Raw genomic sequence first — 16,937 nt, forward strand, 5'->3', positions numbered from 1 at the left:
AAGAGGACGATGAAAAATGCGGAAATTCTGGATGAAGGCGTCCCTCGCCTTGGCGGTCTCGGCCGGCGGAGCCGAGGCGGAACAGGCCCTCGTAAGGCTCGATGTGAAAACGACGCCCGACAAGGCCTGGGCGGCGATCGGCGATTTCTGCGGGATCAAGGATTGGCATCCGGCGGTCGCCTCCTGCGAATTGAAGAGCGACGGCAAGACCCAGATCAGAACGTTGATCTTGAAGGACGGCGGCAAGATCGAGGAGCAGGAAGCCAATTGGAACAATCTCGGCCGAGCCTATTCGTCCAAGGTTCTGGAGAGTCCTTTGCCGGTCGAAAAATTGAGCTCGACGCTCAAAGTCCTGCCGATCGACAAGAAGAAGATCCAATTGCTGTGGACGAGCTCATTCAAGCCGGTCGGACCCGCGGCCGAGGCGCAGAAGGCCGTTTCCGACTATTATCTCTCCGGGTTGAAAAGCCTCAGGGATAGGCTGGAGTCGGACGGCAAGTAGATATGTCGGCGATTTCGCTGCGCGAGATCGCCGATATAAAACCAAGGTAGACGCCTTCAACGACCCAATGGCTCATTGAAAGGTCGCCTGTTCTGGCAAATAGCCGGCGCTCGAGCCCTTTCGAGCCCTATGCTCTAAAGCTGGCTTTGGCGCGTTGCCACCAGCCGGAGCGTTTTGGACGCGCCGATTCCTCTTGAGTGGGCTGCGGCGGCGCTTGCGGCTCTAGACGATCGGCCTCCGTCGTTGTGGACTCGGTCAGAGCGCTTGCCTCAGGGGCCGCCGTCGAATTCTGAACGACAGAGGGCTCAGCCGGCGCGATCGGCGCGGCGTCGAACAGCTCCGGCTCCGACGTTGAAATCGAGACCTGCCCGTCGGGACCTTCGGCGGCCGCCGCATTCCAAGCGCTTGCCTCGATCGGGGCCGGGGCTTCTGCTTCGCGCGCGGCGCCGCGCGGCGCGCGGGGCGCACGACGTCCTCGCCGCGCCGATTTTTGGGGCGCTGGCTCGGGCGCGGTCTCGACGCCGCTTTCTTTGGCCTCGAGTTCTGGCTCCGATTCTGCGGCGAGACCTTGCGCGATCTCGGCTTCGGGCGCAGGGGCGAATTCCGCAGGCTCCGCCTCGCGCGCCCGGCGTCCGCCTCGACGAGGCCGCTGCGGCTCCTCATTTGCAACCGAGGCCGGTTCGACGCCAGCGGTTTCACGCTGCGAAGCAACTTCATCCGGCGAATCTAGTTCACGCGGCGAACCAAGTTCGTCCGGCGAAGACAGCTCGAGGGGCGCTGCAAGCTCCGATTCGGCTTCGGCTTCGGCCGCGGGAATGGGCGTCTGCAAACCGCCGATTCGGGCGATGGCCTCTAAGGCGTCGTCAGGAGGCTGAGGCGCGTTGGCGGAGATCCAAGTGCCCTCGCGATCGCCCCCGCGGCCCCGCCTGCGCCTACGCCTACGCCTACGCCGCGCGTCGGCTTCGCTCTCGCCTCCCTGCTGATCGGCTGCCTCGTCCGCGGGCTCGGCGTCGGCGGACGCGTCGAAACCGTTCGCGGCGGCGCCATTCGCCTCAATCTCCTCGTCGTCCTCGACGAAGAAGATATCCGCCGGCGCTTCGAGCGTCGCGGCCGGCGCTTCGCCGCGCGGAAAAGCGACGACCTCGCCGCCGCCGACCGCGAGCTCGCCGCGCTCGAGAGCATAATAGGTCGATCCGGTAAGGCTATCGTCCGCGCCGATGATGATCGCAGCGCCGAAGCGTTTCTCGAGCTCGCGCAAATGAGCGCGCTTCTGGTTCAGAATGTAGAGCGCGACCTCGGTCCGCGTCTTGATGATGAGATCGTAACTGGCGCTCTTGATCAGAGCGTCTTCGAGCACGCGGAGGATATAAAGGGCGATGGACGAGGTCGACCGGACCATGCCCGCGCCGACGCAATGTGGGCACAGCACCGTCGAGCCTTCGAGGACGCCGGTGCGGATGCGCTGGCGCGACATTTCGAGTAGGCCAAAGTGCGAGATCCGCCCGACTTGAATGCGGGCGCGGTCGTTCTTCAAGGCCTCCTTCAATCGACGCTCGACGGCGCGATTGTTGCGGTTCTCCTCCATGTCGATGAGGTCGAGCACAATGAGGCCGGCGAGATCGCGCAAGCGCAATTGGCGGGCAATCTCGTCGCAGGCTTCGAGATTGGTCCGCAGCGCCGTGTCTTCGATATTGTGCTCTCTCGTGGAGCGGCCGGAGTTGACGTCTATGGCGACCAACGCCTCGGTCTGGTTGATGACGATATAGCCGCCGGATTTCAGCGTCACCTGGTTCGAGAACATCGCGTCGAGCTGCGCCTCCACGCCGGATTTGGCGAAAAGCGGCTGCGCATCGCGATAGGGCTGGACGCTTTTGGCATGGCTCGGCATCAACAGCCGCATGAATTCCTTGGCCTCGCGATAGCCGTTCTCGCCGGCGACGACGATCTCGTCGATCTCCTTGGTGTAGAGGTCGCGGATGGCCCGCTTGATCAGCGATCCTTCCTCGTAGACGAGGGTCGGGGCGGTCGAGCGCAAGGTGGTTTCGCGCACGGTCTCCCACATGCGCAGCAAATATTCGAAGTCGCGCTTGACCTCGGCTTTGGAGCGCGCCGCGCCGGCTGTGCGCAGGATGACCCCCATGCCCTCTGGAACCTCGAGCTCCTGGGCGATGGCCTTCAGCCTTTGGCGATCGGTCGAATCGGTGATCTTGCGCGAAATGCCGCCGCCGCGCGCCGTGTTGGGCATCAGCACGGAATAGCGGCCCGCGAGGGACAGATAGGTCGTCAGCGCCGCACCCTTGTTGCCGCGCTCCTCCTTCACGACCTGCACCAGCAGCACCTGGCGTCGCTTGATGACCTCCTGGATCTTATATTGCTTCCGGTAGCGCTGAGGGCGAACCGGCACTTCCTCCATGGCGTCGCCGCCGAGCTGCTCGACGTGCTCTTCCTCCTCCTCGACTTCGTCGTCGCCCTCGGGCTCGACGCGGCGGTCGAAGGCGAGGACCTCGCCGAGAGCGGAGACGGTCTCGGTCGAAGCGCCTTGCCGAGATTCTCCTTCGGGATGATCTTCGTATTGCGGCTGGTCCTCGACCGGACTGAGAGGCGAGGGGTCGAGGCTTTCGACTGCGGCGCTCCGCTCGGGGACGAGTTCGAAAGCAGGCTCGTCGATTGGTCCGCGCGCGGTCGGCTCCTCCAGCCGGGGGGCGTCCCCAGACTCGCCTAGAGGCGCGAAATCGCCAGGCTGGTCCGCTTCTTCAGGCGCAGACCCGAGATCGCTGTCCGAAGGCGCGCGTTCGTCGCTGAGCGTCGCGCTCGCGGCTTGGTCGGCGATCGCCGCCTCGCCTTCGAAAGGTTCGGACAAGGTTTCGTCGTCGCGGCGCTTTTCGGAGCGGCGGCCATTGCGGTCACCTCGACGGAATCGCCTGCTGCGCCTCGGCGAGCGGGACTCTTCTTCATCCTCATCGCGCTGGGCGCGGGCGTCCTCGTCGATCAGAGCCTGACGGTCGACGACCGGAATCTGATAATAGTCCGGATGGATTTCCGAAAAAGCGAGAAAGCCGTGCCGGTTGCCGCCGTAATCGACGAAGGCGGCTTGCAGCGAGGGTTCGACGCGGGTGACCTTCGCGAGATAAATATTGCCACGAAGCTGTTTCTTGCTCGCGGACTCGAAATCAAACTCCTCAACTCGATTGCCGCGGAGAACGACCACCCGGGTTTCCTCCGGATGGGACGCATCGATGAGCATTTTGTTGGCCATGTGAAACTCTTTTGGGCCCGACGGGCGCGGCGCCGCTGCCGCCAGCGGAAGTCTGCGCATGAGACTCGAAGGCGGGGCGCCGCCGACGCACAAGCGCGTCGAGCGGTGGATGGATGGGAAGTGAGGGAAAACGCGGCGCGCTCTGATTTGGCCCGAGAAGGGACGGCGCGGGAACGATGGCTAAGTCGCGACGAACTCTGTCCGCCGAGTCGTAGCCCTCGTCAAAGGTCTTGGCATTAAAGGGCTTGGCCCTAAATGACTTGGCCCCGAGGGACCTGGACGCTGAACGCTTTGAACCGAGAAAGCCGGACGCGGAAGCGTCCGAAAAACTCACATATGCGCTGTGCATAAATCTGGTTAGATGACTCGCTGCGAGGCAGCCCATATCTTCTTTACCTAGTCGACAATGACTCCCCGTATGGGAGCCATCGGTGGTTTGCGTCGGCTCGTCGTCGCCTCAGCGCGAAACCGCCTGCTCTGAACGTCGGCCCTATGATCGCGCGATCCGAGAACGAGATTTCCGGGCGCAATCATTTAAGGCGCGAATTGCCGATAAATCTAGCGACGACTTCAAAAAAGCAGCCGCGCCTCCGAAATCACGATTCGAAGCTCGTAAATCTCTCAGCTCTAAAAACAATCCTCATATATCAATTTCTTTAGCAGTTTGGCAAGTTTTTTACTCAGCTGCGGCTCGGCTGCTTCGGGGCGTTCAGCCGCGTTGTGATGGTTATACGGCGTTAACCTCATTGATTCTATGACATGGCGGATATTCTGAAAAAGTCGATCGACTTTTTTTATGAGTTGCGTCAACCCATTGAAATTCAGGGCGTCCTTTTCCTAGGAGGCTCGGCGGCCATAGACGATCGCGAAGCGGGTGGCGCGGAGGGAGACGGATCGGGGCGGTGCGCATGCCGAAAAAAAACTGGCGCATTTGCGAGGGGCTAGGCCGGGCGATCGGCGTGGGAGCCATTTGCTCCATAGCAGCATGGCTCGCTGTGATTCATCCTTTGCGCGCCGAGCCGCAAGAGGGGGCGAACGCCGCTGCCGCGCCTGCGTCTGCAGAGCCCGGCGCTCGCGCGGTCGCCTCCGCAGCGCGGTTGGAGCAGGGCGGCGGCAAGGCCAAGCTCATCTTCACCCTCTCGGCCCCAGTCTCTGCAACGGCCTTCGTTCTCTCCCATCCCGCGCGAGTCATCGTCGATCTTCCCCAGATCGATTTCGCGCTCGATCCGCAAATAGGCAAGCCGGCCGCGGCGGGCCGGCGTCGCCACAGGCGCGGCGGGTCCGCGGAACTCGTCGCGTCTTTCCGCTTCGGGCAACTGGGCCAGGGCAAATCGCGCGTCGTCGTCGATCTCGGCGGTCCGACGCGGGTCGTGAAAGCTGTCTGCGAGGAGAGCGGCGGCGAGCAGCGCCTTGTCATCGAGCTCGCTCGGACGTCTCGGCAGAATTTTCGAACTGCGGTTCAAGAGGCGCGCGCCGCTCTTGCAGGGCAATCGAGCAGCGTGGCGCCGCATAAGGTCGAGGCGCCGCAAAAGATCGAGGCCGCCGGAAAGCAGATCGTCGTCATTGATCCCGGCCATGGCGGCATCGACAGCGGCGCCATGGTCAAAGGCCTCGTTGAAAAAACGCTCGTCTTCGAATTTGCCAAGGCGGTTCAGGCCAAGCTCGAGGCCGATGGGCGCTTCGCTGTCGTCCTGACGCGCCAGGACGACAGTTTCGTGCCGCTGTCGGCGCGGGTTCGGATGGCTCGGGAAGGCAATGCGGCGCTTTTCGTTTCCATTCACGCCGACACTTTGTCCGACGCTTCGGACGTTTCCGGCGCGACGGTCTATACAGCGTCGGACCGCGCCTCCGACGCCGAGGCCGCGCGTGTCGCGGAAAAGGAGAATCAGTCGGACGCCGTCGCCGGACTCGAGGGCGCGGAGGATTCTGGAGACGTTTCCGACATTTTATTCGACCTGACGCGGCGCGAGACCCGCGCCTATAGTCATGTCTTTGCGCGCACGCTGGTCAATTATTGGAAAGTCGCGGCCAGGCTCAACAAGAATCCGCAGCGATCGGCCGGCTTCCGGGTCTTGAAGGCGCCCGACGTTCCTTCGGTCCTGCTGGAGCTCGGTTATCTTTCCAATGAAAAGGATCACCTTGCCCTGAACTCGCCGGAATGGCGCGAGCAGGCGTCGAGCCGCGTCGTCGAGGCGATCGAGGCGTTTTTTTCGGAGCGGGGAGTCGCCGCGCCGCCGCGCACGAGCGCGCCTTCGGATCGTGACGATGGGGATTCCGCCGCGACGGCGTCGATCCCGCCGCCAGCAGTCGATATGGCGCATAAGGCCCGTTGAATTAAGGTGAATTCGGATCGGAGCGCCGTCTCAGAAAACCACGAGCGCTACCGATTGTTTCCAGCAAAGGCGGTAGGCCAATTGCGGTTTTCAGCTTGCAGCTTGTCAGCGGCCGACGGCTGAATATGGCGGCGAAGGATACGCGGCCCAATTATAAACACAAAAACGCCGCAGGGGTGTTGCACCAACTCTTGAACGGGTCTCCGGATGGAATTGGGGCGGTCCGCGCCGGGCGAGGGGCGGGCGCGCCGGCGATGTGAGCCGGGGGCTTTGAAGCGCTTGGGGGCTTGACCATATTCGGCTTTGCGATCCCAGGATCGAACGGGGTGGTGCGGATGATTTTCCGGCGGCCGCGAGGCGCACCCCGAAATTTCCACAGAGGCCTATTCGCATGCGGCTGATCGCCAGATTTTTCGGATTTATTTTCACGACCGGCGCGATTCTTTTCATCGTCGCGATTTCCGCCGCCGGCCTGGTGGTGTGGAAATATCAGCAAGACCTGCCGGATTACACCCAGCTCAAGGATTACGAGCCGCGGGTGATGACGCGCGTTCACGCCGGCGACGGATCGCTTCTGGCCGAATATGCGCGTGAGCGCCGGCTCTATTTGCCGAGCCCCGCCATCCCCGACCTGGTCAAGCACGCCTTTATTTCCGCCGAGGACAAGAATTTCTACACACATGCCGGAATCGATCCCGAGGGCATTTTGCGGAATCTCTTGATCTTGGTGCAAGGCGGCCGCCGCATCCAAGGCGCCTCGACGATCACCCAGCAGGTCGCCAAGAACTTCCTCTTGACCAATGAGCGCACGCTCGATCGCAAGATTCGCGAGATCCTGCTCTCGTTCCGAATCGAGGGCGCCTATTCCAAGGAGAGGATCCTCGAGCTCTACCTGAATGAGATCTATCTCGGGCTCGGCAATTACGGCGTGGCTGCCGCCGCCTTGAACTATTACGGCAAGTCGGTCCACGAGCTCACGATCGCCCAAGCCGCCTATCTGGCCGCTTTGCCGAAGGCGCCTAATAATTATCATCCCTTCCTGAAGCGCGAGCGCGCGATCGAGCGGCGCAACTGGGTGATCGACCGCATGGTCGAGAACGGTTATGTCGCGCGCCAAGACGGCGAAAAGGCCAAGTCGGAGTCGCTCGGCGTCAATCCTCGCGTCCTTTCGCCCAATTCGCTAGCCGCCGGCTTCTTCGCCGAAGAGGTCCGTCGTGAGCTCGGCGACCGCTATGGCGAGAAGAAGCTCTATGAGGGCGGGCTTTCGGTTCGCACGACCCTCGATCCGAAAATGCAGCTGATGGCGCGGCGCGCCCTGGTCGACGGCCTTGTGCGTTATGACGAGGCGCATGGCTTCCGCGGCCCGATGCGCCATATAGACGTCAGCCAGGATTGGGGCCTCCCGCTCGCCGATGTTCCAGCGCTCGGCGACGTATCGCCCTGGCGGCTGGCGGTCGTGCTCGACGCGTCGGACGCAAATGCGCGCGTCGGCCTGCAGCCGCGCCGCGAGAAATCCGGCGAGGTCGAGCGCGAGCGCGAAACTGGCGCGCTCACCAGCGTCGGCCTACGCTGGAGCCGCGGCTCAGACTCCCGCTCGGGCCTGGTGGCGGGCGACGTGGTCTATGTGGAGGCGCTGGAGGGCAAGCCCGGCCAATACAGGCTGCGCCAAATCCCCGAGGTCAGCGGCGCGATCGTCGCGATGGATCCCTATACAGGCCGCGTCTTCGCCATGGTCGGCGGGTTTTCCTTCGACCAGTCCGAATTCAACCGCGCGATCCAGGCGCAGCGCCAGCCGGGCTCCTCGTTCAAGCCCATCGTCTATGCGACGGCGCTCGACAATGGCTACACGCCATCCTCCATCATACTCGACGCGCCGATCGAGATCGACCAAGGCCCCGGCCTCGGCGTCTGGCGGCCGGAGAATTTCGAGGGCAAGTCCGGCGGGCCGCACACCTTGCGCTATGGCGTCGAGCATTCGATCAACCAGATGACGGTCCGTCTCGCCCGCGACGTCGGCATGCCGCTCATCGCCGAATACGCCAAGCGCTTCGGAATCTATGACGATCTGCCGCCCTTCCTCGCCATGTCGCTCGGCTCCGGCGAGACCACTCTGCTGCGCATGACGACGGCCTATTCCATGCTGGCCAATGGCGGCAAGAAGATCAAATCGACCCTGATCGACCGCATCCAGGATCGCTGGGGGCATACGATCTACCGCCATGACGAGCGCGTCTGCGAGGGCTGCGACGCGCCCAAATGGGCGGATCAGCCGGAGCCCAAGCTCATCGACAAGCGCGAGCAGGTGCTCGACCCGCTCACCGCCTATCAGATCACCTCGATCATGGAAGGCGTGATCCAGCGCGGCACCGGCCAGTCGATCAAGGAGGTCGGCAAGCATCTCGCCGGGAAGACCGGCACCACCAACGAGGCCAAGGACCTTTGGTTCGTAGGCTTCTCGCCCGATCTCGCGGTCGGCGTCTTCATGGGCTATGACCAGCCGCGCTCGCTCGGCGATTCGGCGCAGGCCGCCCATTACACCGCGCCGATCTTCCGCGACTTCATGAAGATGGCGCTGAAGGACAAGCCCGACGCGCCGTTCCGCGTGCCGCCGGGAATCAAGCTGATCTCGGTCGACGTCAAATCCGGGCAGCGCTCGAACGGTCCGGGCTCGATCCTCGAAGCTTTCAAGCCCGGTACGGCTCCGCCCGACGGCTATTCGAGCGGCGATTTCTCGCCGCGCGCCCAAGCGGTCAACCCGGACGCGGATCGGCTGGTGGGAACGGGGACCGGCGGGTTGTATTAGGTGCGGGGCCGATTAACTCGGTAGCTTCGGTGAAACGGACCCGCCGGGTGAATCGAGCGCGTTCTGAGGCTCGATTTCGACCCTTGGTTGACGCTCCAATTTCGCGGTTCGATCGTGACCTCCGATGCCGATTTGCTCGCTTGCCGGGAACTCGACGATGCGCTCGGATTTTCGGATTTGACAGGAGCGAAGCGGCCCGATATCCGCGCCATAATTGTCCATCCGCCCCTGGCCAACGGTGTTAGAATCATAGGTGTGCGCTGTTGCATCGCGGAGAAAGCTTTGAAGCTTCGGGTCGGCTACGAGATAACCTATGATTTTCCCCAGCCGACGCCGCTGATCGGCATGCTGAATATCCATTATACCCGTGTCGCCGATCTTGCCGCGCCCGATCATATCAGGACGACGCCCTCGGTTCCGATCTCCGGCTACCGCGATCTCTATGGCAACTGGTGCAGCCGCATTCTGGCGCCGGGCGGCCGGATGACGCTTTCGACCGACGCCCTCGTCTCGGACAGCGGGCAGGCCGACGCCCTTGCCCCCGACGCGGCGCAGACCCCTGTGGAGGCGCTGCCTGAGGAGGCGATCGTGTTCCTGTTGCCGAGCCGCTTCTGCGACAGCGACCGGCTGCAGGATCTCGCCTGGAGCCTGTTCAGCCAGACCCGCCCCGGCTGGGCGCGGGTGCAAGCGATCTGCGACTTCGCCCACAATCACATCGCCTTCGGCTATGATTTCGCCAGCGTAACGCGCACCGCCTCGGAGGCTTACGAGGAAGGCAAAGGCGTCTGCCGCGATTATGCCCATCTTGCCGTCGCGTTGTGCCGCGCGCTGAACATTCCGGCGCGCTACTGCACCGGGTATCTCGGCGATGTCGGCACGCCGCCGCCCTGGCCGCCGGGCGATTTCGCCGCCTGGTTCGAGGCCTGGCTCGGCGGCCAGTGGCACATTTTCGACGCGCGCAATAATACGCCGCGCATCGGCCGGGTTCTGATCGCCCGCGGCCGCGACGCCGCCGACGTGCCGATCGCCACAACCTTCGGCCCCAACACGCTGGTCGGCTTCAAAGTGTGGACGGACGAGGTCTGATCCGCTCGGAGCCGAGGCGCCGCCGCGCTCATGGACCGCCCGATTGATAGGACGCGGCACGTAATATATCGATCGGTGGATTGAGCTTTTCGATGATCTCGGCGCGTCTCATGACGCAAGTCTCGCGAAGACTGCACAAGCAAGCCGCGGACCCCCGCCCATTTACATCCCTCGATGGCACCCCTATGTTCCGGCCAGAGCGACGCTCCCGTCGTCTTCCCGAAAAATCCACTCTGAAAGCTTTGCAAAACAATGCGCGCCGAAGCCGAGACGCTGGTCGAAACGATCAAGCAATCCATGGGATTGCTGAGGAGGCATCTTTGACGTCGAATCCTCCATTCGTCGTCTCGCCGAACTGAACAATAAAGCCGAAGATCCGAACCTCTGGAACGACGCCGAGGCCGCGCAAAAGATCATGCGCGAGCGCACGGAGCTCGAAGATCGGCTGGGCTCCATCAAGCGCTTTGAAAGCGAGCTCGAAGACGCCGTCACCCTGATCGAGCTGGCCGAGGCGGAAGAGGACGCCGACAGCGAGCGCGAAGGGCTGGACCAGCTCAAGGCGCTGAAGTTCGAGGCCGAGCGGCGCCAGATCGAGGCGCTGCTCTCGGGCGAGGTCGACGGCAATGACGCCTATATCGAGGTTCATTCCGGGGCTGGCGGCACCGAGAGCTGCGATTGGGCGCGCATGTTGTTTCGCATGTATGCGCGCTGGGCGGAGCGGCACAAGTTCAAGGTCGAGATCATCGAGGAGACGGCCGGCGACGAGGCGGGGCTCAAATCCGGCACCTTGCTGGTCAAGGGCCATAACGCCTATGGCTGGGCCAAGACCGAGTCCGGCGTGCATCGCCTGGTGCGCATCTCGCCCTTCGATTCGAACGCCCGCCGGCACACGAGCTTCGCCTCGGTCTGGGTCTATCCGGTCATCGATGATCGAATCGAGATCGACGTGAAGGAATCCGATTGCCGCATCGACACCTATCGGTCGTCGGGCGCGGGCGGCCAGCACATCAACACGACCGATTCGGCCGTGCGCATCACCCATATTCCATCGGGAATCGTCGTGGCCTGCCAGGGCGAACGCTCGCAGCATAAAAACAGGGCGACCGCCTGGAACATGCTGCGCGCGCGGCTCTATGAGCAGGAGCTTGAGCGGCGCGAGGCCGAGGCGAGCAAGACGGAGGCGAGCAAGACCGAGATCGGCTGGGGCCATCAGATCCGCTCCTATGTGCTGCAGCCCTATCAGCTCGTGAAGGATCTGCGCACGGGCGCGACCTCGGGAACGCCCGACGAGGTGCTCGACGGCGATCTCGATCCCTTCATGGAGGCCTCGCTCGCGCTGAAGCTCTCAGGCGGGGCGCCGGTGGACGTCGCCGACGTTGATTAGGTTGCCCGCCCTTTAGACGCACGTCAGGCGTTCGTCTGGCGCATGTCCGCGTGCTATGAATTGGCTCGCGACGCGTGAAGTTCAGCTTCAGCCCCACTCGGCCCTTCGCGAGGGGCGTCGCTTGAGCTTGAATGAAGGGCCGCCTATGCGCCGGGAATCGGAAAAAATGTTCAACGTGCCGGCGTCCATCGTCGGCATCATCGGAATTCTGGTTCTGATTCAGGCCGCCTGCGACTCTATCCCGCCGCGGCTTTTCCTCGATATTCTGCAGAATTTCGCCTTTGTGCCCGGCCGGTTCACCTATGGATTCGATTCCGATAGCGTGTCCTTGGCCTATGACGCTGTTGCGCGCCAGGACGAGGAGAGGGCGCAGCTTGCGCGCTTCTTTCTCGGCGACGGAAAGCCCCTGTGGTGGACGCCCCTCACCTACGCGTTTCTCCATGGCGGCTGGTTGCATGTCGGCATGAACAGCCTTTGATTCGTAGCTTTCGGCTCTGCCGTGGCGCGGCGGTTCGGAACGCCGCGCTTTCTGGTCTTTTGCGGCGCGGCCGCCATCGCCGGCGCGGCGGCGCATTATCTCACGCATATGAGCGATCTTCAGCCTGTGGTCGGCGCCTCGGCGGTCGTCTCAGGCGCGATGGCGGCGGCCGTGCGTTTCGTGTTCCAGCCGGGCGCGCCGCTCGGCCAGACGCTCGGCTTCGGGACCAGGGCGGAAGAGGAGCGCGCCTATCGGCTTCCTGCGCTGCCCCTGCGGGAGATTTTCTCCAACAGGGGGGCGATCAGCTTTCTCGTCTTCTGGTTTCTCGCCAATTTTCTTTTCGGGATCATGCCGGGACCGCTCGGGATCACCGAAGCGACGGTCGCTTGGCAGGCCCATATCGGCGGCTTTTTGGTTGGGCTTCTAGCTTTTCGCTGGTTCGATGCGCTGCCGCCTGTCGCCGCGGCGAGGCGGCAGGGGCCCAGGTCGTTTTTCGATCGATTCTAGCTTGAGCTCGACGCAGCGTTTGGCTCAGCCGAGAAGGCGTCGAGCGCGCCGAGATTTTTGCGTCGGACGGCGAAATATGCCGACGATCTCGACATGCGGCGAATGGCGGAACTGATCGATCGGCTCGATGCGGGCGATCTCATAGCCGCCCGCGCAAAGAATCGCCGCGTCGCGGGCGAAGGTCTGGACGTTGCAAGAGACCGCGACGACGAGCGGCGTGCGCGAGGAGGCGAGCGCGCGGGCCTGTTGCTCCGCGCCGGCGCGAGGCGGATCGAACACGACTGCGTCGTAATGCGCCGCCTCTTGAGCCGAGAAGGGACGGCGAAAAAGATCGCGCGCCTCGATCTCGACAGGCAGCAAGCCCTGGACGGCCGCCGCCTTGGCCAGGGCGGAAAGCGCTGGCTCTTCGAGATCGATGGCGTGGATCTGCGCGAATTCCGCCATTCGCAAGGAAAATGTCCCGACGCCTGCGAAAAGATCGGCGATGCGGCCCGAGCCTGCGACCGCTTCGCAGACCCGCGCGGCAAGAAGCTTTTCTCCCGCTTCCGTCGCCTGAAGAAAGGCGCCCGAAGGCGGCGCGACCATGGCTCGGCCCATGGCGAGCAATGGGGCGCGCTGAAGCACGACGATCTCACCATGGTTGGAAAGCCGCGCGAGATCCTGCGCAAGCGCCGTTTCCACAAGACGTTTCGTCGCGCTTTCACCAAGCGGGCCGTGACCTCTGACGTCGACGTCGAGCCCGGACGACGTCGCGGTGCAGAGGATGTCGAGCGGCTTGGCCGACTCCGCGAGCGCCTCCGCTATGGCGCGGGCGACCCTTGGCGCGCCGCTCATCGAAGGCGCGAGAATCGGGCAGGTTTCAATTTCGACGATCCGATGCGCGCGTGACTGCATGAAGCCCGCCGCGGCTCGACCGTGGGAATCGTATCGCGCGTGAAACGTCGCCCGGCGGCGCCCCTCGCCATGCGCATCCGCGAGCGCCTCGACCTGGCCCTTGACGCCGGCTTGGGTCAGAGCGCCGAGGAGAAGGCTTCGTTTCCATTGCGCATAGGCGTGAGAGGCGAGGGTTTGGACTGCGCATCCGCCGCAATCCGAAAAATAGCGGCAGAAGGCGGGGATGCGTTCAGGGCTTGCAGTCGCGATCTCGACAAGGCGGCCGCGCGCGCCATCGACTTCGGCGACGATTGTCTCCCCAGGCAGGGCGTAAGGAATGAACACGAGGCCATCCGGGCCGCGCGCGATCCCTTCGCCGCGCTGGCCGAGCCGCTCTATTTGCAGCCGCGCACAGAGGCTGATCATGGGCGCATCGCGCCGATGAGATATTCGCGATTGCCGTCGCCGCCCTCGATCGGGGAAGGGATGACGCCCAGAACGCGCCAGCCGAGATCAGAGATCAAGGCTTCAATGTCGGCGCAGATTTTTCGCCGGACTTCGGCGTCCTTGACGAGGCCCTTCACGACATTGGCGGGACCCGCCTCGAACTGCGGTTTGACAAGGGCGATGAGCGACGCCTTCTCTGCGGCGAGCGGTAGGACGGCCGGAAGCACCAGGCGGAGCGAGATGAAGCTGACGTCGCAGGTCACGAGCGCCGGCGCAGTCCCAAGTTGGGCCGGGGTGAGGCGTCGCGCGTCGGTTCCCTCGTGCGAGGCTACGCGCGGATCGCGCGCGACGTCGGGGTGCAGCTGGCCATGGCCGACGTCGACGGCCGCGACCTGCACCGCGCCTCGGCTCAAAAGGACATGGGTGAAGCCGCCGGTGGACGCGCCGATGTCGAGGCATGCGCGGCCCTGCGGATCGAAGCCGAAGGCGTCGAGGGCGGCGGCGAGCTTGACGCCGCCGCGCGACACCCAGGGGTAGGGCGCGCGCGCTTCGATTTCGGCGTTGGGATCGATGGCGTCCGAGGCCTTGCACAGCAGCTTGCCGTCGACGCGCACGAGGCCGGCCGCAATCGCTTCTTGCGCCTTGGCGCGGCTTTTGAAGAAATTGCGTTCGACGAGATGCAGATCAGCGCGCTTGCTGGCCATTTTGGCCTCCCAGGCGGCGCTCAAAAGCTGCTACGCTTCCGCTTTTGGCCCGGCCGTCTCGTTCTCACGCCGAAGGCGACCGATCTCGGCCTCATGCGATCATGCTTTTCACCGCGTCGGCGTCGCGCCCGAGCGTTGCGAGAACTTTGGCGACGATTCCTTTCGCGTCAAGGCCGGCCTGGGCATAAAGCTTTTCCGGCTTGTCATGGTCGAGGAAGAGGTCCGGCAGAACCATGGAGCGGAACTTCAGGCCGCGCCCATCCAGCGCGCCTTCTTCGGCAAGCGTCTGCATAACGAAAGAGCCGAAGCCGCCGATCGAGCCTTCCTCGATCGTGAGCAGCACTTCGTGATTCGCCGCGAGGCGCAGCAGCAAATCGACGTCGAGGGGCTTGGCGAAGCGAGCGTCGGCGACAGTCACGGAGACCCCATAGGCGGCAAGATCCTCCGCGGCCTTCAGGCCTTCGGCAAGTCTGGTTCCGAAGGACAGGATCGCGACCATATTGCCTTCGCGCAGAATGCGCCCCCGGCCGATCTCCAAGATCTGTCCCTCGGAAGGCATTTCAACGCCGACACCTTCCCCTCTCGGATAGCGGAAGGCGATCGGACCCTCGTCATAAGCCGCGGCGGTCGCGACCATATGGACGAGTTCGCCTTCGTCGGCGGCCGCCATGACCACCATATTCGGCAAGATCCCGAGGTAGGAAATGTCGAAGGCGCCGGCATGGGTCGCGCCATCGGCGCCGACGAGTCCGGCGCGGTCGATGGCGAAACGAACTGGCAGATTCTGGATCGCGACGTCATGGACGATCTGATCATAGCCGCGCTGGAGGAAGGTCGAATAGATCGCGCAGAAGGGCCGGAATCCTTCGGCGGCGAGGCCCGCGGCGAAAGTCACCGCATGCTGCTCGGCGATGCCGACGTCGAAAGTCCGCTCGGGAAAGGCTTTTTGAAAAATATCGAGCCCCGTTCCGCTCGGCATGGCGGCGGTGATGGCGACGATCTTGTCGTCTTTTTGCGCGGCTTTCACGAGGGCCTCGGCGAAGACGCTCGTATAGATCGGCGCGTTCGGCTTGGGCTTCACCTGCTTGCCGGTGACCACGTCGAACATGTTGACGCCGTGATATTTATCGCTCGACGCTTCAGCGGGGGCGTAGCCCTTGCCTTTCTGCGTCACAACATGGACGAGGATCGGCCCGGTTTCCTTGAAGTCGCGGACATTCTTCAGGACCGGGAGCAGATGGTCCAGATTATGGCCGTCGATCGGGCCGACATAATAGAAGCCGAGCTCCTCGAACATTGTCCCGCCGGCCCAGAAATTCCGCGCGAATTCCTCGGTCTTGCGCGCCCGGTCATAGACGAAGCGCGGCAAATGCCGTCCGAGCTGCTTGGCCGCCTCGCGAACCGAGCGATAGGCCCCGCCCGAGACCAGCCGGGCGAGATAGGAGGAAAGCGCGCCGGCCGGAGGAGCGATCGACATTTCATTGTCGTTCAGAATGACGATCAGTCGCGAATGCATCGCGCCGGCGTTGTTCATCGCCTCGTAGGCCATGCCCGCGGACATGGCGCCGTCGCCGATCACCGCAATGACATTGGCGTTTTGGCCGGCGAGCGTGTTGGCCACCGCCATGCCGAGGCCGGCCGACATCGAGGTCGAGGAATGCGCTGCGCCGAACGGATCATATTCGCTCTCGGAGCGCTTGGTGAAGCCGGAGAGCCCGCCGCCTCTGCGCAAGGTCCGGATGCGGTCGCGCCGCCCGGTCAGGATCTTGTGCGGATAGGCCTGATGCCCGACATCCCAGATCAAGCGGTCGCGCGGGGTGTCGAAGACATAGTGGAGCGCAACCGTGAGCTCGATGACGCCGAGCCCCGCGCCGAGATGGCCGCCCGTGACGGAGACCGCGCTGATCGTTTCGGTGCGTAGCTCGTCGGCGACTTGCGCGAGATCTTCCTCCATGAGCCGACGCAAATCGGCCGGAGAGGCGATCGTGTCGAGCAGCGGCGTTTTTGAAGATGTCGTCACAGGCGCCTCATTAATCGCAAGACCGGAAGCTCCTGCGCCCGTCATCCTGAAGGGCGGCGCGAAGCAAAGCCAAACGCGAGCGGATTCTCATCTTGGCGAACTTGCTGAAAACTGCATAACGGACAAATTTCAATGCAGCAACGCGAACGATGCGCCTGACTGGTTGAGCGCGCATTTCGTCAGGGGGCGCGACCTTTCTGTCACAGTTTCGCTAATTATTAACCGGCGCGCAGGTAAGCTCGCCGTGTGCCATCACACGCCCGGCCAGACTTGCGCTCGGTTTCTGAGCCTCGAATTTGGGCTGCAGCGCGGACGACAGTCGCGCCAAAAAAGCGCATTGGCTCCATCAAGCGGCGTTTATTCACCATGCCAAAACAATCTTGCGCGGAACCTTCGATGAGCTGGGCCGGTTAGAGGATGGCGAGGGCCTAGACGCGTCGCCGCTCCAAAGGCAAATTTGGAGGAAGGAGCGCTAAACATGCCGGCCTGGGGGCGTTCACGCAAAATTTGACGTAGAACAGTGATTTTTCGTCAGGAAGGCGCA

Annotated in this window: 10 protein-coding genes and 1 pseudogene; 7 read left to right on the plus strand and 4 right to left on the minus strand. The window is 63.5% G+C overall.

Annotated elements, in window-relative coordinates; genetic code table 11:
- The first annotated feature begins 16 nt into the window (after positions 1-16).
- Positions 17-502, plus strand: coding sequence for an SRPBCC family protein (locus tag METAC_RS0104565; RefSeq protein ID WP_026606102.1), 486 nt, complete (start codon positions 17-19; stop codon positions 500-502).
- A gap of 127 nt (positions 503-629) precedes the next feature.
- Here METAC_RS0104565 and METAC_RS0104570 read toward each other — a convergent pair whose 3' ends face one another.
- Positions 630-3,758: a ribonuclease E/G gene (locus METAC_RS0104570; RefSeq protein WP_026606103.1), complete on the minus strand. Its 3,129-nt coding sequence runs from the start codon at positions 3,756-3,758 to the stop codon at positions 630-632.
- A gap of 908 nt (positions 3,759-4,666) precedes the next feature.
- Here METAC_RS0104570 and METAC_RS22345 point away from each other — a divergent pair.
- From METAC_RS22345 to METAC_RS27025, 6 genes and pseudogenes are all read left to right on the plus strand, one after another.
- On the plus strand, positions 4,667-6,091 hold the full coding sequence (locus METAC_RS22345; RefSeq protein WP_084143453.1) for an N-acetylmuramoyl-L-alanine amidase: 1,425 nt from the start codon (positions 4,667-4,669) through the stop codon (positions 6,089-6,091).
- Positions 6,092-6,482: 391 nt separating this feature from the next.
- Positions 6,483-8,894 (plus strand): penicillin-binding protein 1A, encoded by a 2,412-nt coding sequence (locus METAC_RS0104585; protein WP_026606104.1) that lies wholly within the window; start codon positions 6,483-6,485, stop codon positions 8,892-8,894.
- A 282-nt stretch (positions 8,895-9,176) separates the two neighbouring features.
- The gene (locus METAC_RS0104590; RefSeq protein ID WP_026606105.1) at positions 9,177-9,980 is read left to right on the plus strand and encodes a transglutaminase-like domain-containing protein; all 804 of its coding nucleotides are present in this window, start codon (positions 9,177-9,179) and stop codon (positions 9,978-9,980) included.
- Between the two features lie 252 nt (positions 9,981-10,232).
- A protein-coding gene (prfB, locus tag METAC_RS0104600; RefSeq protein ID WP_156898113.1) for a peptide chain release factor 2 occupies positions 10,233-11,364 on the plus strand; the annotation gives its coding sequence in 2 pieces (ribosomal slippage) (positions 10,233-10,301 and positions 10,303-11,364; 1,131 coding nt in all).
- Between the two features lie 145 nt (positions 11,365-11,509).
- A complete protein-coding gene (locus tag METAC_RS27020; protein WP_245257417.1) occupies positions 11,510-11,842 on the plus strand; it encodes a rhomboid family intramembrane serine protease in 333 nt (110 codons plus the stop codon).
- Positions 11,843-11,857: 15 nt separating this feature from the next.
- A pseudogene (locus tag METAC_RS27025) lies at positions 11,858-12,349 on the plus strand (rhomboid family intramembrane serine protease); the annotation flags it as partial.
- A gap of 24 nt (positions 12,350-12,373) precedes the next feature.
- Here the strand turns inward: METAC_RS27025 and METAC_RS0104610 are convergent.
- The 3 genes from METAC_RS0104610 to dxs form a co-directional block, all read right to left on the minus strand.
- Entirely contained in the window at positions 12,374-13,648 is a 1,275-nt protein-coding gene (locus METAC_RS0104610; RefSeq protein ID WP_026606107.1) for a class I SAM-dependent RNA methyltransferase, read from the minus strand.
- Complete coding sequence (locus METAC_RS0104615) at positions 13,645-14,373, minus strand: TlyA family RNA methyltransferase (RefSeq protein ID WP_026606108.1); 729 nt, start codon at positions 14,371-14,373, stop codon at positions 13,645-13,647. Before METAC_RS0104615 ends, METAC_RS0104610 begins: the two co-directional genes overlap by 4 nt.
- Positions 14,374-14,464: 91 nt before the next feature.
- The gene (dxs, locus tag METAC_RS0104620; RefSeq protein WP_051335377.1) at positions 14,465-16,438 is read right to left on the minus strand and encodes a 1-deoxy-D-xylulose-5-phosphate synthase; all 1,974 of its coding nucleotides are present in this window, start codon (positions 16,436-16,438) and stop codon (positions 14,465-14,467) included.
- Positions 16,439-16,937: the final 499 nt, after the last annotated feature.

Source organism: Methylocapsa acidiphila B2 (assembly GCF_000427445.1).
Classification (GTDB): Bacteria; Pseudomonadota; Alphaproteobacteria; order Rhizobiales; family Beijerinckiaceae; genus Methylocapsa; species Methylocapsa acidiphila.

Excerpts from the sequence above, each read along its gene's own strand:
- METAC_RS22345 (WP_084143453.1), top strand. The coding sequence starts at position 4,667 with ATGCCGAAAAAAAACTGGCGCATTTGCGAGGGGCTAGGCCGGGCGATC.
- METAC_RS0104585 (WP_026606104.1), top strand. The coding sequence starts at position 6,483 with ATGCGGCTGATCGCCAGATTTTTCGGATTTATTTTCACGACCGGCGCG.
- METAC_RS0104565 (WP_026606102.1), top strand. The coding sequence starts at position 17 with ATGCGGAAATTCTGGATGAAGGCGTCCCTCGCCTTGGCGGTCTCGGCC.
- METAC_RS0104615 (WP_026606108.1), bottom strand. The coding sequence starts at position 14,373 with ATGGCCAGCAAGCGCGCTGATCTGCATCTCGTCGAACGCAATTTCTTC.
- METAC_RS27020 (WP_245257417.1), top strand. The coding sequence starts at position 11,510 with ATGCGCCGGGAATCGGAAAAAATGTTCAACGTGCCGGCGTCCATCGTC.
- METAC_RS0104570 (WP_026606103.1), bottom strand. The coding sequence starts at position 3,758 with ATGGCCAACAAAATGCTCATCGATGCGTCCCATCCGGAGGAAACCCGG.
- dxs (WP_051335377.1), bottom strand. The coding sequence starts at position 16,438 with ATGACGGGCGCAGGAGCTTCCGGTCTTGCGATTAATGAGGCGCCTGTG.
- METAC_RS0104610 (WP_026606107.1), bottom strand. The coding sequence starts at position 13,648 with ATGATCAGCCTCTGTGCGCGGCTGCAAATAGAGCGGCTCGGCCAGCGC.